Here is a 22,073-nt window from a genome sequence, read left to right as displayed (position 1 = left end):
GCTGACGTAGGGTGGGCTCCCCGAGCCCACGCCTCACGAACGTTTGAACTTCCACACGGCGAGCAGCGCAAACAGCAGCGAAAAACCCAGCAGCGCCGCCATCGCCGGCGCCACGGCCAGCACATCCTGCCCGCGCCAGGTCACCGCATCCAGGCCGTCGATCGCCCAGCGCGTCGGCACCGCCAGGGTCAGCTGCTGCATCCACGCCGGGAACAGGAAGGACGGCAGCCAGGCCCCGCCCAGCATCACCATGATCAGGATCGCGAACATGGCGATCTTGCGCGCCGCTTCCGGGGTCTTGCCGAAGGCGGCAATTACCAGGCCCAGGCTGGCGGTCAGCATGCCGAAGCACAGCGCCATGCCGAGGAAGCCCGGCAGGCTGGCGATGTGCACGCCGAATACGAACACCGCCACCGTGAACACGATGCACAGCAGCGCGAAGGCGATGATGGCGCCGGAGGCGGCGCGCGCCAGCAGCACCTGGCTCAGGCCCACCGGCGCCGCCAGCAGGCGGTTCCAGACGCCGCTGCGCTGGGCCAGCAGGATGCCGATGCCCATGTCGATGCCCATGAAGAGGATGAACTGCACGCCCATGCCGGCAAAGGCGTGCGCATAGGCGTTGTAGCCCTGCTCCGCGATGCCGCTGGAGAGCTGGCGGTCGCTGGTCGTGAAGGGCATGCTCAAGCCTTTCGAGGGCCCGGCCGCGGCGCCGTCCCTGGCAGGCAGCGCCTGGTACTTCTGCACGCTGGCCAGCATGTCGCGCAAAGCCTTGCTGTCCGGGTCCGTCTGCGCCGCCTTGTCCAGCTGCTGCAGGCTGCGCGCCGTCATCTCCTGCCCCATCTGCCCGCCGAACATCTCGGCGCTCACCACCGACATGACCTGCTGGGTCAGCATGCCCTTGACCATGGCCAGCACCGCCGGCTGCGAGGGGTCGTACAGCAGCGGAATCTCCGGCTTTTTGCCGTTGCCGAACAGGGCGCCGCCGGCCGCTTCGCCAAAGCCCGCCGGCAGCACGATCGCCACTTTCTGGTCGCCCTTGCGCACGGCCTTCTCGGCATCCGCCATGGCCATGGCCGTGATGTGCAGGTTGGGATCCGCCTTCAGGCCGGCGGCGATCTTGTTGCCGATGTCGCTTGTGTCCTGCTGCACCAGCGCGACCTCGATGGCGCTGGTCTTGGCGCTGCCGCCGAACAGGGAACCGAAGAAGGCCGCGATCACGATCGGCAGCACCAGCGTCATCACGAGGGCGCGGCGGTCGGACAGGAACAGGATGAGATCCTTGCGGATCAGGGCATAGAAGGCAGTCATGTCGAATCAGTCGCGCAGGGAGCGTCCGGTCAGGGCCAGGAAGATGTCTTCGAGGCTGGTGCGTGCGGTGGCGAAGTGCAGCGGCTTGCAGCCGGCCTGCTGCAGCCAGCCCATCACCGGCAAGGCATCGGCCGCCTGCGCCAGCCCGATGTCGAGGGCGCCGCCGTCGGCGCTCAGCGATGTCACGCCGCGCTGTCCGCGCAGGCCGTCCAGCAGGGACGCATGCGCAGGCTCGGCCAGTTCCACGCGCAGCGCGGCCTGGGCCGCCAGGCGGCTGTGCAGCGAGGCCGGGCTTTCGTCGGCCAGCACCTTGCCGTGGTCGATGATGACGATGTGATCGGCCAGGCGCTCCACTTCTTCCATGTAGTGGCTGGTGTAGATCAGGGCCTTGCCCTGAGCCTGCAGGGCTTCCAGGGTGTCGAAGATGGCGTTGCGGCTTTGCGGGTCGACGCCGACGGTGGGCTCGTCCAGGATCAGCAGCTGCGGATCGTGCATCAGGGCGGCGGCGATGTTCAGGCGGCGCTTCATCCCGCCCGAGAAGGTGGCCGGCTTGTCGCGCGCGCGGTCCGTCAGGTTCACCTGGCCCAGCACCGTCTCGACGCGCTCGAGCAGCAGCTTGCCGCGCAGGCCGTACAGGGCGCCGAACAGCTTCAGGTTTTCCAGTGCCGATAAATCGTCGTACAGCGCCAGGTCCTGCGGCACCACGCCGATCTTGCGCTTGACGGCTGCGGCGCCCGGCGTGACGCGCTCGCCGCCGAGGACGATGTCGCCCGAGTCAGGCGTCAGCAGCCCGCACAGCATGCCGACGATGGTCGACTTGCCGGCGCCGTTCGGGCCCAGCAGGCCGACCGTCTGGCCGGCCAGCACGCGGAAGGAGACGCCGTCGACGGCCCGCCGTGTCCCGTAAGTCTTGACCAGATTGTTCACGCTTAGCAGGACCGACGACATGCTCTACCCCTTCTTAAATCGCGTACCTTACGACTGAATCGGACCACTGGAATGCCGCCATCTCGAGTTCGACCATGTCGTCGCCCGAAATCGCCAGCCCGCGCAGGGCCGGCAGCACGTCGTCGTCCTGGCTGTCGTGGCTGTCCGGCGACTCGATGCATTCGGCCAGCTTGAGCAGCTCGCCGAAGAAGCCGCTGCGACGCAGCAGCGCATTGGTGATTTCCTCGCTGACCGGGATCTGCTCGACGATGTCGGCCATCGGGATGCCGAACAGGACGTCCATCAGCGACATGATGCCGACCGTGAAGGCGATCTCGGACAGGTAGCGCTGGCCGGGGCGCAGGCGCTGGGCCAGCAGCTCCATCAGGCGCCCGCGCGTGGTCGCCAGCATCAGCAGCGGGGTCTGGTTGTGGCCGCGCGTGCCCGGCTCGGCGTACAGCATGATCTGCAGCCAGCGCTGCAGCTGGCGCCGGCCCAGCACGATCAGGGCCTGGGACACCGAGTCGATGCGCTGGCGCGCGCCGACGGCCGGCGTGTTCACCAGGCGCAGCAGATTCATCGCCACCGTCACGTCGCGCTTCACGGCGCGCTCGATGTCGGCGTTGTCGACGTCCGAGGTGATCTTGTTCATCAGGTCCAGCACCGCTACTTGCGAGGGCGAGAGCTTGCGTCCGCCCAGCACCGAGGGCCGGGCGAAATAATAGCCCTGGAAGTAGTCGACGCCGAGGTCCATGCAGGCCTGGTATTCGTCGCGGGTCTCGACCTTGTCCGCCACCACGGTCTTGTTCATGCCGTGCAGGCGCGTCACCAGGGCGATCAGCGCCGGCTGCGTGTTGTTGCGCACGTCGACTTTGACAAAGCGCGCCAGCGGCAGCAGCTTCTGCAGGCGCGCAGTGTCGCCGCCGATGCCGTCGAGGGCGAACTGGAAGCCGTGGCCGGCCAGTTCGGCCATGCGCGCCAGCACGGCGTCATCCGGGATCACGGAGGGCGCGAGTTCGAGCACGGTGCGCTCGCGCGGCAGGAAGGCGTAGATGTCGCTGCCCAGCACATCGGCGTCGACGTTCAGGAAGCAGTGGGCGTCGCCGATCGCGCGCGCCAGGCCGAGCTGGGCGGCATGGGCGATGACGGTGGCGGTGGCGCTCAGGCCGGGTGCAGGCACGGCTGGCGTCCCGGCCCCGATGTTGGCCTGCCCGACCGGCGTGCTGCGGAACAGCAGCTCGTAGCCGAACAGCGCCTGGTTGCGGTCCAGCACGGGCTGGCGGCCCAGGTAGAAATCACGCACCCGCAAGGGATGGTCGGCATGATCCTGGCTCGGGGTATCGGTCATCTTGGACTCGTTGGCAGCTTGTACACCAGGCTACTTTACCGCATTCCGCCTACTTAGTGGCTTTTAGGCATTAATTTCCTGCCAAAAACGTGCCAATCCAATCACATTTCGGATTATTCCGACAACGGCCAGCCATCGACGAAGACCTTCAGCTCGCCGGGTGCGAACTCGGTCCAGGTTTCGTTGGTGGTGAGCGGCGTGGTGACGATGATGGCGACGCGGTCGTTCGGCGTGGTCACCTGCGAGAAATCGACCGACAGGTCTTCGTCGGCCAGGCAGGCCTTATCGAAGGGATACTGGCGCACGACGTAGCACAGCTTGGTCGAGCAATGGGCGAACATCGCCGTGCCGTCCGACAGCATCATGTTGAAGGTGCCATGGCGCGCGATCACGTGCACCAGGTCGCGGATGGCCGCGCGCAGGGCCGGCATCGCGGGCATGCGGTCGCCGAAGCGCTCGCGCAGCTGCTGCAGCAGGAAGCAGAAGGCGGTTTCGCTGTCGGTGTTGCCGACCGGGCGGAAGGGGCCGTCCAGCACCGGGTTGAAATCCTTGAGGTCGCCGTTGTGGGCGAACACCCAGTAGCGGCCCCACAGCTCGCGCACGAAGGGATGGCAGTTTTCCAGCGCGACCTGCCCTTGCGTGGCCTTGCGGATGTGGGCGATGACGTTGAGCGACTTGATCGGATACTGCTTGATCAGTTCGGCGATCGGCGAGGCGATGGCGGCCTGGTGGTCGACGAAATGGCGAACCCCGGCGCCCTCGAAGAAGGCGATGCCCCAGCCGTCGTGGTGGGTATCGGTGCGGCCGCCGCGGTGGGCGAAGCCGGTAAAACTGAAGACAATGTCAGTCGGGACATTGCAATTCATGGCGAGTAATTGACACATGGGACAAGCTTACCATGCGTCGACGGCCGGGCCCCCTCAGAAGCGCATTCTGCGCAATGGAGAATGGGCCCGGGCGATGCGGTTCAATGCAGGACTACCGGCTGGCTCATCAGGGTATCGTAAGAACCCAGGAACTCGTCGATCTCTTCCATCGTCGGCTCGCTTGCAATCAGGTTGTTCACGTCGCGACGGAACGATTGCGCCAGTTTGCCGCCGATGAATGCTTCGCGACGGCCGGACTTGTCGACGATCTCGTAGCCGCCGAAGCGCAGGGCTTCGAGGTTGTGATCGACGCCAAATTCGACGACGCTATATTGCTCGCTGTTGTAGATCATGTTCATGATGACTCCTTCACTCGATCAGGTTGGCGAAGCATGGTGCCCGGCGGCGGGCAGCCAACAAGGGTTTGCTTTCCACTTCAATGCTGAGGTGGGGCTGTCCCAACCGATTTCAAGTATCCGGAATTTCCTGAGGCGCTGTAGGCGCGATCCTATGATCGGGGGTCAGCCTTAGCAGCTGATCGTATGGCTCGGCCTGCAGCCACGATCGCAACTGATCAAGATGCTCGCTGCGGGCGACACCGATGAAGAGACGTTCGGGGCGTTGGCGCAGCATGCGATTCAATGTTACACGCAAAACCAGATTGCCGGCGCAGCACAGGCAGCCGGGGGCAATGCGCTCGCACAGGACATGCGCAGGAAGGGTGTCTAGAGGGGAAGTTCCGGGCGCGAGGCCTTCGAGGACGATGGCCTGCAAGGGCATCGACCGGTCTTTTGCACCATCATGGTGCAAATTTGACAACTGAAGCTGTTCGAAAATCGCCTGCTCGCGCATTACCGCCGAAGGGCCCGTGACCAGAGTAACGGTCACGGGAGTAGCCAGCGTCATTGGGCGATGTTCTTCTTGCCCAGCTTGCCGGGCTCGACGCCCAGTTGCTTGAGCTTGCGGTACAGGTGGGTGCGTTCGAGGCCGGTCTTTTCGGCCACGCGCGTCATCGAACCGCCTTCGCGGCCGAGATGGTGCTCGAAGTACATGCGCTCGAAGGCGTCGCGCGCCTCGCGCAGCGGCAGGTCGAAGGACAGCGTGTAGCCATGGGCATGGGCTTCGCCGTTGCTGACCGGGCGGGCGATGCCGATCGCGCCGTTCTGCGGCGGCTGGGCCGCGTACATCGGCGCGCTCGGGATGCTCGGCTCGGGCACGGGGGCGCTGGCCACGGCCGGGCGCGGGGCGATGGCCGGGGCGCGCGCCACTTCCTGGGCACGGGTCAGGCCCTGCTGCACGGCCTTCAGCAGCTTTTGCAAGGCAATCGGCTTTTCGAGGAAGTTCAGCGCGCCGATGCGGGTCGCCTCGACCGCGGTATCGATCGTCGCGTGCCCGGACATCATAATCACCGGCATGCTGAGCAAGCCATCGCGCTGCCACTCCTTGAGCAGCGTGACGCCGTCGGTATCCGGCATCCAGATGTCGAGCAGCACCAGGTCGGGCGCGCCCTGCTGGCGTGCGACACGGGCCTGCTGGGCATTCTCGGCCAGCTGCACCACGTGGCCCTCGTCGCCGAGGATCTCCGAGAGCAGCTCGCGAATTCCCATTTCATCGTCAACTACGAGTATGTTCGCCATCTTGTATTGCCTTCCTGTCTGACCCTCACACAGCCCAGATTCTAAGCGCGATTTACACTTCGGCCAAGTTCGCCTCGGGAGCTAACTTTAACAGCAAAATCGATACCGAAGCGCCAGATCCATCCGCGCGGTTGGCAACGTCGATCCGGCCACCGTGTTCGTCGACGATCTTCTTGACCATCGGCAGGCCCAGACCGGTGCCCCGGACCTTCGATGTGACATAGGGTTCGAAGGCGCGCGACAGGATTTTCGGGGCGAAACCGGGCCCGTTGTCGACGATCGCCAGGCGCACCGCGGTGCCGGCGGCCCCGTCCGCGCCCTCGTAGTGGATGGCCTCGGTGACCACGTCGATGCGTGGTGCATCGCCGTTCGGCGGCGGCGCGTCGGCCAGCGCGTCCTGCGCGTTCTGCAGCAGGTTGTGGATCACCTGGCGCAACTGGGTGGCGTCGCCCATCACCTGCGGCAGGTTGGCGCCCAATGCGGCGTGGATGACGTCCGAGCCGTCCCCGGCCAAATACAGGTTCAGGATCTGCGAGATCAGGTCGTTCAGGTCGAGCGGGTGCAGCACCGCCGGCGGCGCCTTGGCATAGTCGCGGAAGTCGTCGACCATGCGCTTCATGGCGTCGACCTGCATGACGATGGTGTCGGTGCCCTTTTTCAGCAGCGCGGCGCTGTCCGGATCCAGGCGGTCGGCCAGCTTCATCTGCATGCGCTCGGCCGACAACTGGATCGGCGTCAGCGGGTTCTTGATCTCGTGCGCCAGGCGGCGCGCCACCTCGCCCCAGGCCACCGAGCGCTGGGCCGAGATCACGTCCGAGATGTCGTCGAACACCACGATGAAGCCGCTGCCCGCCCCCACCGGCAGGCGCGAGCCGCGCGCCAGCAGGGTCAGGTCGTGGTCGTCGGTGGTGCCGGGCCGGCGCGGCACTTCGATCTGCTGCTGCCAGTGGGCGCGCAGGTCGCCGTGGCGGCGGCCGTGGCGCGCGGAGGTGTGTGCGCTCTGGGCCGCGCTCTGGGCCGAGAAGGCGCGCGTGACGGCGCTGGCGAAGGCCTCGAGGCCCTCGATCGCATCCAGGGGACGGCCCGCCAGCGCGTTGGCGTCAACCTGCAGGATGCGGTGCACGGCATCGTTCGAGTTGACCACCACGCCATCGGCATCCATCACGACCACGCCGGCCGACATGTTGGCCAGCACCGATTCGAGGTGGGCCTTGGCGCTTTCGAGCGCGGAGCGGTTGCGCTCCACCGCCGAACGCGCCTCGAACAGCTGGCCGGTCATGGCGTTGAAGGACTGGGTGAGCGTGCCGAGTTCGTCGTTGGTCTCGACGATCGGGCGCGGCGACAGGTCGCCCTCGGCCACCGCGCGCGTGCCCTCGGCCAGCACCAGCAGCGGCTGCGCCAGGTTGCCGGCTATGAGGAAGGAGCTGCCGATGGCGGAAAAGATCGCCAGCAGCAGGGTCAGGACCAGGGTCCCGATGTACATCTTGCGCAGGCCGAGGCGCGAGAAGGCGCGGTTCTGGTAAGTGCTGTAGGCGTCCTGCAGCACCTGGGCATTGGTGGCCAGGTTGACCGGCACCGACTGGATCAGCTGCAGGTAGCGCGGCGCCGTGCCGGGCGGCTCCGGCACCGCCACCACCGCGCGCAGGCGCAGGCCGGTGGCCATGTCCAGGCCGCTGGGCGCGCCGGCGCCCTGGAAGTCGCGGAACTCGCGTTCGGCGCTGCCTTCGGACTGCGCATACCCGCCCGGCAGCGCGGCGCGCTTGAGCATCTGCGCGGTCGGCAGGTCGGGCGTCAGGTCGACCTGCGGATCCTCGGCGGCCGAAGCCAGCACCTGGCCTTCGGCCGACAGCAGCATGGCGCTCTGCATCCCGGTCTCGCCGCCGACCACGCGGGTCAGGATCGCGCGCGCATTGGCCGGGTCCTGGCCGGCCAGGGTGGCGGCGGCGGTGTTGGCGGTCACGCCCAGCTGGGACTTCGATTCGTCCAGCGCCGCCTGCCCCAGGCTCAGGCCGGAGGCCAGCGCGGCCTCGATCTTGACGTCGAACCAGGACTCGATCGAGTGCGACACGAACTGCACCGAGACCATGAAGATCACCAGTCCGGGCAGGATGCCGATGCCGGCGAACAGCAGCATCAGGCGCGTCATCAGGCGCGAGCCGAACTTGCCGGCCTTGTAGCGCGCATACAGGCGCGTCAGGGCCACGATCACGAGGATCAGCAGCGCGCCGGCGACCGCGGTGTTCACACCCAGCAGCCAGGAGTAGTTACGGTCGAGGAAGCCCGAATTGTCGGTCGCGGAGGCGAGCAGGAACAGCAGGATCGTGCCGATCGCGCTGCCGATCACGAGTGCGTAGCGCAGGACCTGGGTCACGGCTTACTCCGCACGGTAAGTGAAGGTCTTCTTGTGCGACGCCAGCCGCAGCTCGGAATTGTTGAAGGCGTCCACCTGGAGCGGCTTCTGCAGGTAATCGCGGTCCATGAACATGCGCAGGGTGACGTTATAGACTTCGCCGGGTTTGAGCTCGCCCTTGGCGGCGATCAGCCAGCGGTTCGGGCGTCGGATCGACAGCATCGCCTCCTCCAGCGTCGGATAGCTTTGCTGGATGCTGCCGATCACCTGCACGGTGTACTGGCGCGTCAGCAGGTCGTAATGCAGGCGCACGGTGCGGCGCTTGGAGACCGCCTTGTCGTCGGTCCACCACCAGCGCGGCCGGGTCAGTTCGATCTCGGTGGTGAAGAACAGCTGGATGCCATGCATCACGGCCTGCTCGAGGCCGGGCGTCAGCTCGAAGGAATAAGTGGCGTTGAGGCGGTAGCCGTCGTCGGAGGCTTCGATGCCGGCGCGGGTGATCTCGATTCCCTCGGCCGCCTGCGCGCTGGCGCAGGCGAATACCAGCAGCAGCTGGCAAACGAGCAGGCGAAAAAATCGAGCAGTCACTAGGGCCGGAACCTTAAAAAAGCGTGTTATCGGGAAGTCTCACGCCCCGGCCTTCTGGAACAGGGCATAGAACAGACCATCATGATCCTGCCCGGCACCGCTCGTTGGAAGAAGCTGGCCCGGCGCGTCGAGGCGGACCGCACCATGGCGTGCCGCAAAGGCGGCTGCCTGCGCTTCCGATTCCTGCGGCCAGAGCGAACATGTCACGAACAGCAATTTACCATCGGGCCGCAGCATCTGCCAAAGGTTGTCGAGTATTTTGGTGGAAAGTGTTGCAAGTTGGTGGGTATCGCTCTTGCGACGCAACCAACGGATGTCCGGATGGCGCCGCACGATGCCCGAGGCCGTGCACGGCACGTCGGCCAGGATGCGGTCGTATTGCACGCCGTCCCACCAGTCCGTATTTTCCGCGGCGCCGGTTTTCACCGTGGCCTGCAGGCCCAGGCGCTGCAGGTTCTGGTCGACCCGCGCCAGGCGGCGGCCGTCGAAGTCCAGCGCGGTCAGGTCAACGTCGGCGGTCTCGAGGATGTGGCCGCTCTTGCCGCCCGGGGCCGCGCAGGCGTCCAGCACGCGCATGCCGTCCTGCAGGTCGAGCAGCGGCGCGGCCAGCTGGGCGCCGGCATCCTGCACCGATACCAGGCCCTGCTCGAAGCCGGGAATCTGCGTCACGTTCATGGCCTGGGCCAGGCGCAGCGCGCTCGGGCCGACGCGGCTTGCTTCGATCCCGGCCGCGGCCAGGGTCTGCAGGTAGTCGTCGACTCCCGTCTTGCGCAGGTTGACGCGCAAGGTCAGCGGCGGCTGGCGGTTGCCGGCCTGGAGGACGTCCTGCCACTGCTGCGGATAGGCGGTGCGCACCGCATCGATCCACCATTGCGGGTAGTTCCAGCGCGCCGGCGGCTGCGCCAGTACGGTGTTCAACAAGCTGTCCTTCTCGCGCAGGAAGCGCCGCAGCACCGCGTTCACCATCGCCTTGGCGTGCGCGAAATCGGGGTGGCTCGCCGCCGCGCCGACCGCCTGATCGACCACGGTGAAGGCCTCGTACGACGCCTGGCTGCCTTCCGGCGGATCGAGCAGGGTCAGCGCCGCGCACAGCAGGCCGGCCAGCATCGGCGGCTCCGGCGCCTTGCTGGTCATCATGGCCAGCAGCGCCTCGCTGCGCGCCAGCTGGCGCATGCTGCGGTAGGCGATGTCCTGCATCGCGCCGCGCGCCTGCGGGGTCGCGCCATAGGCATGGAAGACCTCGGACAGGGCCTGCGGCAAGGCGGTGCCGATGCGTACGCGGGCCAGGCTGCTGGCCGCGCCGAGCAGGGCGAAGGCCAGCGAATCGCTCTTCAGGTCCGGGCGGAAATCGAGCTGGGCCGGCACCTTGACTTCGTGGCTGGAGCGCAGGCGCGGCGCTTCGTCGACGGCGGACGGGGCTTTGGCCTGCGGGATGGGTTCCGGCCGGCCTGGCGGGCGGCTTTGCGGGCTGGCCGGCGGCGCGGAGGCGCGCGGGCCGTCCTTGCGTGGGCCGCCGGCGCTCTTGCCCGGGCCTCCCTTGGCCTGAGGCCGCGCGGGGCCGGTGGATTTGGCTGCGGCCTTGGGTTTCAGGGTGAGCGTCGGGCGCTTTTCAGTCATGGCGAATCGGACAATGCATAAAGACGCACATTGTAGCGGTTAAGCGTTGCGCAGGCTTAAACGAAGCTTTGGAGCAAGGTCCAAGCCGTATTCCGCATTGCGTCAAACCAGTATAATGAGAGCATCCCCCAGACTATTTCATTTTCGACCACAGTCCATGCTCGCCCAACAAAAACAAGAAATCGTTGCCCTGTTCCAGGCCGCCCTGGCCCCGATCGTCGAAGGCAGCGATTTGACCCCGAATATTGCGCTCGAACGTCCGCGCGACCCGACCCATGGCGACATCGCCTGCAACATCGCGATGCAACTGGCCAAGCCGCTCAAGATGAACCCGCGCGAACTGGCCACCCGCCTGGTCGCCGCCCTGCAGGCCGATCCGAAGGCGCAGGGCCTGATCGCCTCGGCCGAGATCGCGGGTCCGGGCTTCATCAACCTGCGCGTGGCCGACGCCGCCAAGCAGTCGGTGGTGCGTACCGTCCTCCAGCAGGGCGCCGCCTTTGGCCGCGGTAACGGCGGCGATGGCCACCACGTGATCATCGAATTCGTCTCGGCCAACCCGACCGGCCCGCTGCACGTCGGCCACGGCCGCCAGGCCGCGCTGGGCGACTCCCTGTCCGCGCTGTTCGAAGCCCAGGGCCACAAGGTCACCCGCGAGTTCTACTACAACGACGCCGGCGTCCAGATCGCCACCCTGGCGACCTCGGTGCAGGCGCGCGCCCGCGGCTTCAAGCCAGGCGACGCCGAATGGCCGGAGTCGGCCTACAACGGCGACTACATCCAGGACATCGCCGACGACTTCCTGGCGAAGAAAACCGTCTCGGCCAGCGACGGCCAGCCGGCCACCGCCTCCGGCGACGTCGAGGACATCGAATCGATCCGCCGCTTCGCCGTCACCTACCTGCGCAACGAGCAGGACCAGGATCTGCAGGCCTTCGGCGTCAAGTTCGACAATTACTATCTGGAGTCCTCGCTGTACGCCGACGGCAAGGTGGCCGCCGCCGTGCAGGCGCTGGTCGACGCCGGCGTCACCTACGAGCAGGACGGCGCGCTGTGGCTGAAGACCACTGACTACGGCGACGACAAGGACCGCGTGATGCGCAAGTCCGACGGCACCTTCACCTATTTCGTGCCTGACGTCGCCTACCACATCCAGAAATTCAAGCGCGGCTTCGACCAGGCCATCAACATCCAGGGCAGCGACCACCACGGCACCATCGCGCGCGTGCGCGCCGGCCTGCAGGCGGTGAACATCGGCATCCCGCAGGGCTACCCCGACTACGTGCTGCACAAGATGGTCACCGTGATGAAGAACGGCGAAGAGGTCAAGATCTCCAAGCGCGCCGGCTCCTACGTGACCGTGCGCGACCTGATCGAATGGTCGGGCAACGGCGACGTCACCCGCGGCCGCGACGCCGTGCGCTTCTTCCTCATCTCGCGCAAGGCCGACACCGAGTTCGTGTTCGACGTCGACGTCGCGCTGGCCACCAATGACGAAAACCCGGTGTACTACGTGCAGTACGCCCACGCGCGCATCTGCTCGGCGCTGGCCAACTGGGGCGGCGACGTCGCCAGCCTCGCCAACGTCGACCTGTCGCCGCTGACCCAGCCGCACGAAGCGGGCCTGCTGGCCAAGCTGGCGGCCTATCCGGAGATGCTGCAGCGCGCCCAGGCCGAACTCGGCCCGCACCAGGTCGCGTTCTACCTGCGCGAACTGGCCGGCGAGCTGCACAGCTACTACTTCGCCCACAAGTGGCTGCTCGACGACGACGAAGCGCTGAAACTGGCGCGCCTGGCCCTGGCCGTGGCTGTCCGCCAGGTGCTGCGCAACGGCCTCGCGCTGATCGGCGTGTCGGCGCCGGAGAAGATGTAATGGGCCGCAGCCGCACCATCCGCGCCCTCGCGCGCCAGCGCGGCAGCACGCTCACCGGCCTGATCATCGGCCTGATCGTCGGCCTCGGCATCGCGGTTGCGGTGGCCCTGACGATCACCAAGGGCGCGTCGCCGTTCACCGAAAAGACCGCCAAGGCGGGACGTCCGGCCGACCCGGCGCCTGGTCAGGCCATGGATCCGAACAAGCCGATGTACGCCAACCGCGACGCCGTGCGCGAGGCCAACAAGGAAGTGACGGAAAAGGCGGCGGCGCGCAGCGCCAAACCGGCCGAAACAGCCGCACCGGCGGCGCCGGCTGCGCCGGCTGCGGCCGATCCGCTGGGCCAGGCGATCGCCAGCATGGAGGCGAAGCCGCCGGTCCTGTCCCAGCCGGTGGCGCGCGACGCGCATCCGCTGGCGGCGCAGGCTGCTGCGGCTGCGCCTGCCCGTGCTGCTGCGGCGGCGCCGGCTGCCGCTGCCGGCGATTACATCTACTACCTGCAGGCCGGCGCCTTCCGCGAAATGTCGGACGCCGAAGCCACCCGCGCCAAGCTGGCCCTGCTTGGCTTCGAAGCCGCGATCAGCGACCGCAGCAGCGACAGCGGCGTGCTGCACCGCGTGCGCCTCGGCCCGTACAACCAGGTCGAAGCGATGAACAAGGCGCGCGCCAAGCTGCTCGACAGCGGCGTCGACGTCGCCATCGTGCGCAACCAGCGCTGAGCGGGCATCGATGACGACGCGCCGCCTGTTCTGCACCTCCCTGCTCGGCGGCCTGGCCCTTGCGGCCGGCGCCGTGCAGCCTGCCGCCGCCGCCGAACCGAAGGACGGGGTCGAGTACCTGACCCTGCCCTCGCCGCTCCCAACCGACACCGGCCGCAAGGTCGAGGTGATCGAGTTCTTCGCCTATTACTGTCCGCACTGCTACGCCTTCGAGCCGCACCTGGCGGCCTGGGTCAAGCAGCAGGGCGACAATATCGTCTTCAAGCGCGTGCACGTCTCGCGCGACGCCAACGTGGCGCCGCAGCAGCGCCTGTTCTTCACGCTGGAAGCGATGGGCCTGGCCGATCGGTTCCACGACAAGGTGTTCGCCGCCATGCACGTCGACCGCCTGCGCCTGAACAGCGACGAGCAGGTGTTCGACTGGATCACGAAGAACGGCATCGACCGTGCGAAATTCATCGACACCTACCGCTCCTTCGGCATCCAGCAGCGCCTGCGCCGCGCGGACGCCATGATGGACACTTACCATATCGACCGCTGGCCGATGATCGCGATCGGCGGCCGTTACCTGACCTCGCCCTCGCATGCGAACGAACGCGCCATCGCCGCCGGCGAAGCGCGCAGCGAGGCGCAGCAGCACCAGGTCGCGCTGCAGGTGATGGACTATCTGGTGGCCAAGGCCCGGCAATGAGTTCCACGCCGCTGCGCGTGTTCATCACCGGCGCGTCCAGCGGCATCGGCGCCGCCATGGCGCGCGAGTATGCGGCCCAGGGCGCCGTGCTCGGCCTGCTGGCGCGCCGCAGCGACGCCCTCGACGCCCTGATCGCCAGCCTGCCCCACCCCGACACCCACCGCGCCTACGCGGTCGACGTCACCGACCACGCGGCGCTGGCGCAGGCCGCGCAGGATTTCATCGCCGCGCACAACGGCGCCGACGTCGTGATCGCCTCGGCCGGCATCTCGCACGGCACCCTGACCGAACGGCTGGAAGACCTGCCGCTGTTCGGCGCCGTGTTCGCCACCAACGTCGACGCCACCATCGCCACCTTCGCACCCTTCATCGAGACCATGAAAACGCAGACCGGCCCGCGCCGGCTGGTGGCGATCGGCAGCATGGCGGGCGTCCGCGGCATGCGCGGCGCCGGCGCCTACTGCGCGTCGAAGGCGGCGGTGCACAGCTATGCCGAATCGCTGCGCCTCGAAATGCGCCCTTACGGCATCCGGGTCGTGACCGTCGCGCCCGGCTATATCGATACACCCATGACCAGCAATAACCGTTTCCCCATGCCCTTCCTGATGCCGGCCGAACGCTTCGCGGCGCGAGCCGTGCGCGCCATCGATGCCGGCGCAAGCTTCCGTGTGATCCCCTGGCAGATGGGCCTCGTGGCCCGCCTGCTGCGCGCGCTGCCGAACTTCCTGTTCGACCCGCTGTTCGCGCGTGCGCCGCAAAAGGCGCGGAAGGAGGCCGCATGAACGCGCGGCAGATCATGGCACTGTCCCATGCGCGCGTCGCCGTCGAAGTGGTGGCTGAAACCGGCTCGACCAACGCCGATCTTTTGACCCGTGCATTCACACTGCAGGGACCTCTGCTGCTGGTGGCCGAGCATCAGACCGCGGGCCGCGGCCGCGCCGGGCGCAGCTGGCTGTCCGCGCCGGGCCATTCGCTCACCTTCTCGCTGGCCTGGAAATTCGCAGGCGGCGTGCAGAAGCTGACCGGCCTGCCGCTGGCGATCGGCACGGCGCTGGCCGAGACCCTGGGCCGGCTGGGCCAGCCGGTCCAATTGAAATGGCCGAACGACGTGCTGAAGGACGGCGACAAGCTGGCCGGCATCCTGGTCGAAACGGCGTCCGCGCATGACGGCGGCGTGTGGGCCGTGATCGGCATCGGCCTGAACCTCGCCATGCCGGACGAACTGGAAAAACAGATCGGCCGTTCGGTGGCCGCCGTGCCCTGGCTGGCGCGCATGGAACGCGACACCCTGCTGGCCGCCATCCTGGACGGCCTGGCCGACGCTCTGCGCCTGTTCGAACAACGCGGCTTCGGCGCCTTCACCGCGCGCTGGAACCTGCTGCACGGCTGGCAGGGCCAGCTGGTCACCATCCTCGACCGCGGCGAAGTGCTGCACGAAGGCCTGGCCGCCGGCGTCGACGATGCCGGCCGCCTGCTGCTGGACACGGAAAGCGGCCGCATGGCCATCGTCGCCGGCGACGTCTCACTACGTATCAAGGGCTGAGGCGGCGATGACGATGCTCCTGGTCGACGCAGGCAATACCCGGGTCAAGTGGGCCATCGCGCAAGCCGGTGCGGCGCCCGGCGACTGGATCGCCCACGGCGCCGTGGTGCATGCGGAGCTGGACAGCCTGGCGGCGGCATGGGCCGGACATGCGGTGTCGCGCGCGATTGTCTCGAACGTGGCCGGCGCCGCCATGCGCGAACGCCTGGCAGCACTGCTGCCGGTAACAGCGCCCGAGTGGTTCGGCGCGCAGGCCGAGCTGGCCGGGCTGCGCAACCGCTACCGCAATCCGGCCCAGCTGGGCGCGGACCGCTTTGCCGCGGCGCTGGGCGCACGCACGCTGGTTCCCGGCAAGGCGCTGGTGGTGGCCACCTGCGGCACCGCGACCACGGTCGACGGCGTCTCGGCAGAGGGCGAATTCGTCGGCGGCATGATCCTGCCTGGCCTGGGCCTGATGCTGTCCTCGCTGGCGCGCGGCACCGCGCAGCTGCCGGAGACCAGCGCGCAGGCAGAACTGCCGCCGGCCTTTGCCGACAACACGCTGGACGCGATCCGTTCCGGCTGCATTGCGGCGCAGGCGGGCGCAATTGAGCGCGCCTTTGCCGCCCTGCCGGCGGAGCTGTGCATCGTCTCCGGCGGCGCGGCGGGCCACGTGGCGCCAGCTTTGTCGGTGCCTTGCAGGATGCTGGATAATATCGTGCTGGTCGGCCTGCACGCGGCCGCCCTCGCCTCCCCTTCATCATAGGAAAACGCTGTGTTGAGATTCGTCTTCTGGTCGCTGCTGTTCCTGAATGCCGCCCTGTTCGCGTATGCGCAGGGCTTTATGGGTTCGAACAAGGGCAGCGAGGAAGAACGCGCGCGCATCAAGCCCCAGCTCGAAGCCGGCAGGCTGACCCTGCTGACCAGCGAACAGGCCGAAGCCGCGAAGACGCCGCCGGCTGCAGCAGCCGCGCCGGCCAGCGCACCCGCCGCGGCCGCGCAGGAAGAGGCGCCGGCGGCTCCCCCGCCCGCTCCCGCGAAACCGCTGGCCTGCATCGAGGTCGGCACCTTCAGCGCCGGCGAATCGAAGCGCTTCGAATCGCGCCTGGCATCGCTGGACCTGGGCGAGCGCCAGTCGCGCCAGGCCGTGCAGGCCCAGGACGTGACCAGCTACCTGGTGAACATCCCGCCGCAGCCCAGCAAGGACGCGGCCGACCGCAAGGCCGCCGAGCTGCGCGAGCTCGGCGTCACGAATTTCTTCATCATGTCGGGGGATTCGCCCATGAAGTGGGCAATCTCGCTGGGCGTATTTAAAACCGAGAGCGGCGCCCAGACCCTGCTGGCGCAGCTGAACAAGCAGGGTGTGCACAGCGCCCGCATCACGCCGCGCGGCCCGCAGACCACGCGCTACAGCTACCGCTTCCGCGACCTGGAGGCGGCGACGCGCGAGCGGATCGTGTCGGTGGCGGATGCGGTGTCGTCGGCGGAAGTGAAGAATTGCCGTTGATCGGCCAAGCCGCCGGGAAGCCGCTACTCCCTTTCGGCGCCGGGAATCTGCGTCTTCCGGCGCTCGGGCCTGGGGTCGGTTTCGTGGAAGCCTGCCACGAACATCATCAGTACATCCGGGGCGATCTGGGTGTGCCCCAGCTCCAGCACCTCTGCAGCGATTTTCGACAGGTCGTAAGCTTGCTGAGCTTCGTTCGTCTGGTACATCGCCTGGCGGGTGATGCGGCCCAGCTTGAACGCCAGTTCCGCCATCGCAGTCTTTTCGTGATCGAGCATTATTTCTCCTTTGCCGGCCGAGTATAGCGACTAGGAGACTTTAGCGGCCACACGCATGCGCCGCAGCAGCGATCAGCGCCGCACAACGATAGGTTTCAAGCCCAAAGAGGAAGGCAAGGCCCGCGCCGCCTCCTGCGCCATCGCGCGGGTCTCGAAGGGGCCGCTGTAGAGCCGGTTGACGGAACCCGAACGCACCACTTCCAGCGCCTGCGAAACGCCCGACTTCTTCAGCATCTCGCCGATCTCTTCGGCCTTGCCTTCACGCCCGTAGGCGCCCAGCTGCAGGTAGAAGCCGGACTTGACGGTCTTGGGAGCGGCGTCGGGACGCGCCACGGCGGCACTGTCCATCGCCACGCGGTCTTCCAGCATCAGCGCGGCGATTTCCGCCGGCGCCGGCGCGGCCTGCGCGGCCGAGGTTGCGGCGCGGCGCACGGTGGCGATGCGGGTCGGATCGTCCGGGAACAGGCGCTCGATCTCGACCTGGTGGCTGCCCTTGCCCAGCAAGCCGAGCTTGAGCGCCGCCGTGTAGGAGACGTCGACAATGCGGTCCGAGTGGAAAGGGCCGCGGTCGTTGATACGCACCACCACCGACTTGCCGGAATCCAGGCTCGTCACGCGGGCGTAGGACGGGATCGGCAGCGTCGGATGCGCGGCCGTCATCTTGTACATGTCGTAGGGCTCGCCCGACGAGGTGCGCTGGCCATGGAATTTCACGCCATACCAGCTGGCCACGCCGCGCTGGGTGAAGGGCTCGTCGTTGAGCAGCGGCGTGTAGGTCTGGCCGAACACCGCGTAGGGTTTGTTGGCAAACTTGGCGTAGGGCTCGTACTTGACGACCGCGTCCGCCAGGTCGCGCAGGCCGGGCGGCGGATTGTCGCCGGGACCGTCGTCCTGGTAGTAGCCGCCGCGGCCGGAACCGGCTGCGGGCAGCTTGGGCAGGCTGGGATCGATGTCGCCGTGCCGCGTTGCCACTTTGTGTTTCCAGGGCAGCGGGATCAGGCTTTTGTGTTCGCCGGTCTCGGTGGTGGTACTGCAGCCGGTAATCAGGGTTGCGGATGCTAACGTAATGACCGCTGGCAAAAATCGGCCTCGCAATGCGCGAACGGCCATCGCGTTCTCTTTCATGTCAGGTCTGCACCAGTTTGCGGTGTCTTTGAATGCTCATCAATATACCACTGCAAAGTCCCAAAGTAATCAACGCAGTACCGCCATAGCTCATGAAAGGAAGCGGAACTCCGACCACAGGCAGGATGCCGCTGACCATACCCATGTTGATGAAACAATAGGTAAAGAACATCATCGACACCGCGCCGGCCAGCAGACGCGTGAACAGATTCGGGGCGTTTGCAGCGATCATCATACTGCGCCCGATGAGCAGCAAATACAAGAACAGTAACACCAGGTTACCGACCAGGCCGAACTCTTCCGAGTACACCGAGAAGATGAAGTCGGTGGTGCGCTCGGGAATGAATTCCAGGTAGGCCTGGGTGCCCTTCATGTAGCCCTTGCCGCTCACGCCGCCGGAGCCGATCGCGATGGTCGACTGGATGATGTGGAAGCCCTTGCCCAGCGGATCCGAAGTGGGATCGATCAGCGTCATCACCCTGTCGCGCTGGTAGTCGTGCATCATCGACCAGGCCACCGGCAGCGCCGCGCAGCCGGCCGTGAACAGGCCCAGCAGGGCCTTCCACGACAGGCCGGCCAGGAAGATCACGTAGAAGCCGGACGCGCCCACCAGCAGCGCGGTGCCGAGGTCGGGCTGCTTGGCGATCAGGCCGAAGGGAATGATCAGCAGGATCGCCGCCACGATGAAGTTCTGCCACTTCATGAAGCCGGCCCGGGTCTGGAAATACCAGGCCAGCATCAGCGGCGTGGCGATCTTCAGGATCTCGGAAGGCTGGATGTCGACGCCCACGTGCAGCCAGCGCCGTGCGCCCTTCTTGACGGTACCGGCCACCGCCACCGCCACCAGCAGCGCGACGCCGAAGCTGTAGATCGGCACCGCAAGCCGCAGCAGCATCTGCGGTGGAATGTTCGCCGCGATCCACATCACGGTGAAGGACAGCAGGATGTTGCGCATCTGCCCTTCCATGCGGCCCGGGAAGTCGTGGCCGGCCGAGCTCATGGTCAGGGTGCCGACCGAGAACAGCAGGAACAGGATCAGGGCCAGCGGGCCGTCGAACACCAGCAGATAGGGTTTCAGGCGCCGGCTCAGCGAACGCCGTTCGGGAATATGGGCTGGCATCGCTTACTCCTTGTTGCCAGGGGTTTCACCGCCCGGCGGCTTGGGCAGGCCGGCGTTCGGACCAAAGGACTCTTCCGGCACCGCCAGGTCTTCCTTCTGTACCGCCACGCTCGGCACCGGCTTGGCCTTGTCGCCGGGGCGCTTGCCGAGCAGGTAGTAGTCGAGCGCCTTGCGCGCGATCGGCGCCGCGTACTGGGCGCCGAAGCCGGCGTTCTCGACCACCATCGCGATCGCGATCTTCGGCTTGTTGGCCGGCGCGAAGGCGGTGAACAGCGCGTTGTCGCGCATGCGTTCCGGCGTCATGTTGTGGTTGTACTTGGCGCCTTTCAGACCGACCACCTGCGCGGTACCGGTCTTGCCGCCGGCAAGGTAGCCGGCATTGCGGAAGGCCATGAAGCCGGTGCCGCTGTTATCGTTGATCACACCGACCATGGCGCGCTTGATGACGTCGATGTTTTCCTGCTTCAGCGGGATGCGCCCGGATTCCTTCGCCACCGTCAGCGTGCGCTGGCGGGTGCCGCCGTCTTCCAGGATTTTCACCAGGTGCGGCTTCATGATCACGCCGTTGTTGGCCAGGGTCGACACCGCGTGCGCCAGCTGCAGCATGGTGTAGCTGTTGAAGCCCTGGCCGATGCTGATCGAGATCGTGTCGCCGCCGACCCACTTCTGGGCCGCGCGGTTTTTCTTGAAGCGCTCGCGCTTCCACTCCTGCGAAGGCAGCACGCCGCCCTTCTCGTGTTCGAGGTCGATGCCGGTCGGCGAACCAAAGCCGAACTGCTTCATGAAGCTGCTGATCAGATCGATGCCCATCTCGTTGCCGAGCTGGTAGTAGTAGGTATCGCAGGACATCACGATCGAGCGGTACATGTCGATGTAGCCGTGGCCGCCCGGCTTGTCGTCGTTGAAGCGGTGGCCGCCGAGCATGAAGAAGCCTGGGTCGCTGATGCCCTGCTCCGGACGGCGCTTGCCGGCTTCGAGCGCGGCCAGCGCCATGAAGGGCTTGAAGGTCGAACCGGGCGGATAGGTACCGGACAGCGGACGGTTCATCAGCGGACGGTCGAGCGAGGTGTTCAGCTCCGTCCAGCTCTGGGAATCGATGCCGTCGACGAACAGGTTGGGATCGAAACCCGGGCGCGACACGTAGGCCAGCACGTCGCCGGTTTCCGGCTCGATCGCGACCAGCGCGCCGCGGAAGTCGCCGAAGGCTTCCTCGATCACCTTCTGCAGCTCGATGTCGATCGACAGGATCAGGTTGGTGCCCGGCACCGGCGGCGTGCGCGACAGGGTGCGGATGGCGCGGCCGCCGGCCGAGCGCTCGACTTCCTCGTAGCCGGTGACGCCATGCAGCTGGCGCTCGTAGCTCTTCTCCAGGCCTTCCTTACCGATGTGATCGGTGCCGTTGTAGTTGGCGGAGTCGTCGCTGTTTTCGATGACCTTGGCCTCGGCCTGGTTGATGCGGCCGATGTAGCCCAGCACGTGCGAAGCGATCTCGCCCAGCGGGTACTGGCGGAACAGGCGCGCCTGCACCTCGACGCCGGGGAAGCGGAAGCGCTGCGCGGTGAAGCGCGCGACCTCGTCGTCGGTCAGGCGGGTGCGGATCGGCACGCTGGAAAAATTCTTCGACTCTTCCAGCAGACGCTTGAAGCGCTTGCGGTCCTTCGCTTCGATCGTGACCAGCTTGGCCAGCTCGTCGATCACGGAGTCGAGATTCGCCTCCAGCTTCGAGGGCGTGATCTCGAGCGTGTAGGCCGAGTAGTTACTGGCCAGGACCACGCCGTTGCGGTCCAGGATCAGGCCGCGGTTCGGGACGATCGGCACCAGCGCGATGCGGTTGTCCTCGGCCTGGGCCATGTACTGGTTGTGCTTGACCACCTGCAGCCAGACGAAGCGGGCCACCAGCAGGCCGAAGCAGATAAACACGAGCACCACCAGCGCCGAGAGGCGCATGCGGAAGTGGTGGATCTCGCGATCGCTGTCTTTAATCTCGGTCATTCAGCACATCAGATTGGACGCGTGTGGTCCTTGTCGACCGCACGCCGTTGCGGCGCCAGCAGCAGCCAGGTCACGACCGGCCACAGGGCTACCGCGATCAGGCTCTCGATGAAGTGCAGCCAGCCCGGAAAACGCCCGGTGACGATGAAGCGCACCATCACCTGGATCGCCTGCGTCAGCAGCAGCAGCGGGAACACGTGGATCGCCTGGGTCACCAGCGGGAACCACAGCACGCGGCGGTGGATCATGATCGCCAGATAGGATAGCAGCGTATAGGCCAGCGCGTTCTCGCCAAGCAGCGTGGCGTCGTGCACGTCCATCAGCAGGCCCATCGAAAAGGCGATGCCGATGCCGACCTTGCGCGGCTGGTGGATGCCCCAGAAGACCAACACCAGCGCGACGAAGTCCGGCGCGCCGACCCAGCGGCCCCAAGGCATCAGGTTGAGCATGAAGGCGCAGATCAGGCTGAACGCGATGAACAGCGGGCTGACCGGCAGCAGGATGTAATGCGGACGGGGCATCAGGCGCCCTCCCCGGTACGGGCCGCGGCCGGCTGGCGGGCCGCGGCCGGCTGGCGGGCCGCGGCCGGCTGGCGGGCGGCGGGCGCGGCG

The 22,073-nt window shown here is 66.9% G+C and carries 22 protein-coding genes; 7 read left to right on the top strand and 15 right to left on the bottom strand.

Features of this window, described 5'->3' with window-relative positions:
• Positions 1 to 33 precede the first annotated feature (33 nt).
• From AC07PE_RS12600 to rsmB, 10 genes are all read right to left on the bottom strand, one after another.
• Positions 34 to 1,308 carry an ABC transporter permease gene (locus AC07PE_RS12600; protein ID WP_498764835.1) on the bottom strand — a complete coding sequence of 425 codons (1,275 nt, stop codon included), beginning with the start codon at positions 1,306 to 1,308 and terminating at the stop codon, positions 34 to 36.
• Positions 1,309 to 1,314: 6 nt separating this feature from the next.
• Positions 1,315 to 2,256: an ABC transporter ATP-binding protein gene (locus AC07PE_RS12595; RefSeq protein ID WP_498764833.1), complete on the bottom strand. Its 942-nt coding sequence runs from the start codon at positions 2,254 to 2,256 to the stop codon at positions 1,315 to 1,317.
• A gap of 13 nt (positions 2,257 to 2,269) precedes the next feature.
• The gene (locus tag AC07PE_RS12590) at positions 2,270 to 3,583 is read right to left on the bottom strand and encodes an EAL and HDOD domain-containing protein (RefSeq protein ID WP_498764831.1); all 1,314 of its coding nucleotides are present in this window, start codon (positions 3,581 to 3,583) and stop codon (positions 2,270 to 2,272) included.
• 113 nt (positions 3,584 to 3,696) lie between these two features.
• Positions 3,697 to 4,467 (bottom strand): class II glutamine amidotransferase, encoded by a 771-nt coding sequence (locus tag AC07PE_RS12585; RefSeq protein WP_498764829.1) that lies wholly within the window; start codon positions 4,465 to 4,467, stop codon positions 3,697 to 3,699.
• 83 nt (positions 4,468 to 4,550) lie between these two features.
• Positions 4,551 to 4,808 carry a BTH_I0359 family protein gene (locus tag AC07PE_RS12580; RefSeq protein ID WP_230020237.1) on the bottom strand — a complete coding sequence of 86 codons (258 nt, stop codon included), beginning with the start codon at positions 4,806 to 4,808 and terminating at the stop codon, positions 4,551 to 4,553.
• Positions 4,809 to 4,917: 109 nt separating this feature from the next.
• Positions 4,918 to 5,355, bottom strand: a complete 438-nt coding sequence (locus tag AC07PE_RS12575; protein WP_498764826.1) for a GTPase — start codon at positions 5,353 to 5,355, stop codon at positions 4,918 to 4,920.
• Positions 5,352 to 6,086: a response regulator gene (locus AC07PE_RS12570; protein WP_498764824.1), complete on the bottom strand. Its 735-nt coding sequence runs from the start codon at positions 6,084 to 6,086 to the stop codon at positions 5,352 to 5,354. Before AC07PE_RS12570 ends, AC07PE_RS12575 begins: the two co-directional genes overlap by 4 nt.
• A 52-nt stretch (positions 6,087 to 6,138) precedes the next feature.
• Complete coding sequence (locus AC07PE_RS12565; RefSeq protein ID WP_498764822.1) at positions 6,139 to 8,457, bottom strand: sensor histidine kinase; 2,319 nt, start codon at positions 8,455 to 8,457, stop codon at positions 6,139 to 6,141.
• Positions 8,458 to 8,460: 3 nt separating this feature from the next.
• Positions 8,461 to 9,024 (bottom strand): DUF4390 domain-containing protein, encoded by a 564-nt coding sequence (locus AC07PE_RS12560; RefSeq protein WP_498764820.1) that lies wholly within the window; start codon positions 9,022 to 9,024, stop codon positions 8,461 to 8,463.
• A gap of 39 nt (positions 9,025 to 9,063) precedes the next feature.
• Positions 9,064 to 10,641, bottom strand: a complete 1,578-nt coding sequence (rsmB, locus tag AC07PE_RS12555) for a 16S rRNA (cytosine(967)-C(5))-methyltransferase RsmB (protein WP_498764818.1) — start codon at positions 10,639 to 10,641, stop codon at positions 9,064 to 9,066.
• Positions 10,642 to 10,798: 157 nt separating this feature from the next.
• Here rsmB and argS point away from each other — a divergent pair, with 157 nt between their 5' ends.
• The 7 genes from argS to AC07PE_RS12520 are packed head-to-tail and all read left to right on the top strand — an operon-like array spanning position 10,799 to position 16,950.
• A complete protein-coding gene (argS, locus tag AC07PE_RS12550; protein WP_498764817.1) occupies positions 10,799 to 12,511 on the top strand; it encodes an arginine--tRNA ligase in 1,713 nt (570 codons plus the stop codon).
• Positions 12,511 to 13,230, top strand: coding sequence for an SPOR domain-containing protein (locus AC07PE_RS12545; RefSeq protein ID WP_498764815.1), 720 nt, complete (start codon positions 12,511 to 12,513; stop codon positions 13,228 to 13,230). The genes argS and AC07PE_RS12545 overlap by 1 nt, the downstream gene beginning before the upstream one ends.
• Positions 13,231 to 13,240: 10 nt before the next feature.
• A complete protein-coding gene (locus AC07PE_RS12540; RefSeq protein ID WP_498764813.1) occupies positions 13,241 to 13,921 on the top strand; it encodes a thiol:disulfide interchange protein DsbA/DsbL in 681 nt (226 codons plus the stop codon).
• The gene (locus tag AC07PE_RS12535) at positions 13,918 to 14,703 is read left to right on the top strand and encodes an SDR family oxidoreductase (protein WP_498764811.1); all 786 of its coding nucleotides are present in this window, start codon (positions 13,918 to 13,920) and stop codon (positions 14,701 to 14,703) included. The genes AC07PE_RS12540 and AC07PE_RS12535 overlap by 4 nt, the downstream gene beginning before the upstream one ends.
• Complete coding sequence (locus AC07PE_RS12530; RefSeq protein ID WP_498764809.1) at positions 14,700 to 15,464, top strand: biotin--[acetyl-CoA-carboxylase] ligase; 765 nt, start codon at positions 14,700 to 14,702, stop codon at positions 15,462 to 15,464. Before AC07PE_RS12535 ends, AC07PE_RS12530 begins: the two co-directional genes overlap by 4 nt.
• A 13-nt stretch (positions 15,465 to 15,477) precedes the next feature.
• Positions 15,478 to 16,209 (top strand): type III pantothenate kinase, encoded by a 732-nt coding sequence (locus AC07PE_RS12525; protein ID WP_498766045.1) that lies wholly within the window; start codon positions 15,478 to 15,480, stop codon positions 16,207 to 16,209.
• A gap of 9 nt (positions 16,210 to 16,218) precedes the next feature.
• Positions 16,219 to 16,950 (top strand): SPOR domain-containing protein, encoded by a 732-nt coding sequence (locus tag AC07PE_RS12520; RefSeq protein ID WP_498764807.1) that lies wholly within the window; start codon positions 16,219 to 16,221, stop codon positions 16,948 to 16,950.
• Positions 16,951 to 16,973: 23 nt separating this feature from the next.
• Here the strand turns inward: AC07PE_RS12520 and AC07PE_RS12515 are convergent, their stop codons facing one another.
• The 5 genes from AC07PE_RS12515 to mreD form a co-directional block, all read right to left on the bottom strand.
• Entirely contained in the window at positions 16,974 to 17,225 is a 252-nt protein-coding gene (locus tag AC07PE_RS12515; protein WP_498764805.1) for a hypothetical protein, read from the bottom strand.
• Between the two features lie 72 nt (positions 17,226 to 17,297).
• The gene (locus AC07PE_RS12510) at positions 17,298 to 18,197 is read right to left on the bottom strand and encodes a septal ring lytic transglycosylase RlpA family protein (protein ID WP_498764803.1); all 900 of its coding nucleotides are present in this window, start codon (positions 18,195 to 18,197) and stop codon (positions 17,298 to 17,300) included.
• A 154-nt stretch (positions 18,198 to 18,351) separates the two neighbouring features.
• Complete coding sequence (gene rodA, locus AC07PE_RS12505) at positions 18,352 to 19,470, bottom strand: rod shape-determining protein RodA (RefSeq protein ID WP_498764801.1); 1,119 nt, start codon at positions 19,468 to 19,470, stop codon at positions 18,352 to 18,354.
• A 3-nt stretch (positions 19,471 to 19,473) separates the two neighbouring features.
• On the bottom strand, positions 19,474 to 21,462 hold the full coding sequence (gene mrdA, locus AC07PE_RS12500) for a penicillin-binding protein 2 (protein WP_498764799.1): 1,989 nt from the start codon (positions 21,460 to 21,462) through the stop codon (positions 19,474 to 19,476).
• A gap of 8 nt (positions 21,463 to 21,470) precedes the next feature.
• Positions 21,471 to 21,983 (bottom strand): rod shape-determining protein MreD, encoded by a 513-nt coding sequence (gene mreD / locus AC07PE_RS12495; protein WP_498764797.1) that lies wholly within the window; start codon positions 21,981 to 21,983, stop codon positions 21,471 to 21,473.
• Positions 21,984 to 22,073: the final 90 nt, after the last annotated feature.

It is taken from the genome of Telluria sp. GW821-FHT07G12, from assembly GCF_059418525.1.
Note: the sequence above shows the minus strand (reverse complement) of the source record. Positions and strands in the feature narration are given on the sequence as shown.

What these genes read in the sequence shown, in the direction of transcription:
- AC07PE_RS12600 (WP_498764835.1), bottom strand. Translation starts at nt 1,308, where the DNA reads ATGACTGCCTTCTATGCCCTGATCCGCAAGGATCTCATCCTGTTCCTG.
- AC07PE_RS12595 (WP_498764833.1), bottom strand. Translation starts at nt 2,256, where the DNA reads ATGTCGTCGGTCCTGCTAAGCGTGAACAATCTGGTCAAGACTTACGGG.
- AC07PE_RS12590 (WP_498764831.1), bottom strand. Translation starts at nt 3,583, where the DNA reads ATGACCGATACCCCGAGCCAGGATCATGCCGACCATCCCTTGCGGGTG.
- AC07PE_RS12585 (WP_498764829.1), bottom strand. Translation starts at nt 4,467, where the DNA reads ATGTGTCAATTACTCGCCATGAATTGCAATGTCCCGACTGACATTGTC.
- AC07PE_RS12580 (WP_230020237.1), bottom strand. Translation starts at nt 4,808, where the DNA reads ATGAACATGATCTACAACAGCGAGCAATATAGCGTCGTCGAATTTGGC.
- AC07PE_RS12575 (WP_498764826.1), bottom strand. Translation starts at nt 5,355, where the DNA reads ATGACGCTGGCTACTCCCGTGACCGTTACTCTGGTCACGGGCCCTTCG.
- AC07PE_RS12570 (WP_498764824.1), bottom strand. Translation starts at nt 6,086, where the DNA reads ATGGCGAACATACTCGTAGTTGACGATGAAATGGGAATTCGCGAGCTG.
- rsmB (WP_498764818.1), bottom strand. Translation starts at nt 10,641, where the DNA reads ATGACTGAAAAGCGCCCGACGCTCACCCTGAAACCCAAGGCCGCAGCC.
- argS (WP_498764817.1), top strand. Translation starts at nt 10,799, where the DNA reads ATGCTCGCCCAACAAAAACAAGAAATCGTTGCCCTGTTCCAGGCCGCC.
- AC07PE_RS12545 (WP_498764815.1), top strand. Translation starts at nt 12,511, where the DNA reads ATGGGCCGCAGCCGCACCATCCGCGCCCTCGCGCGCCAGCGCGGCAGC.
- AC07PE_RS12540 (WP_498764813.1), top strand. Translation starts at nt 13,241, where the DNA reads ATGACGACGCGCCGCCTGTTCTGCACCTCCCTGCTCGGCGGCCTGGCC.
- AC07PE_RS12535 (WP_498764811.1), top strand. Translation starts at nt 13,918, where the DNA reads ATGAGTTCCACGCCGCTGCGCGTGTTCATCACCGGCGCGTCCAGCGGC.
- AC07PE_RS12530 (WP_498764809.1), top strand. Translation starts at nt 14,700, where the DNA reads ATGAACGCGCGGCAGATCATGGCACTGTCCCATGCGCGCGTCGCCGTC.
- AC07PE_RS12525 (WP_498766045.1), top strand. Translation starts at nt 15,478, where the DNA reads ATGCTCCTGGTCGACGCAGGCAATACCCGGGTCAAGTGGGCCATCGCG.
- AC07PE_RS12515 (WP_498764805.1), bottom strand. Translation starts at nt 17,225, where the DNA reads ATGCTCGATCACGAAAAGACTGCGATGGCGGAACTGGCGTTCAAGCTG.
- rodA (WP_498764801.1), bottom strand. Translation starts at nt 19,470, where the DNA reads ATGCCAGCCCATATTCCCGAACGGCGTTCGCTGAGCCGGCGCCTGAAA.
- mrdA (WP_498764799.1), bottom strand. Translation starts at nt 21,462, where the DNA reads ATGACCGAGATTAAAGACAGCGATCGCGAGATCCACCACTTCCGCATG.
- mreD (WP_498764797.1), bottom strand. Translation starts at nt 21,983, where the DNA reads ATGCCCCGTCCGCATTACATCCTGCTGCCGGTCAGCCCGCTGTTCATC.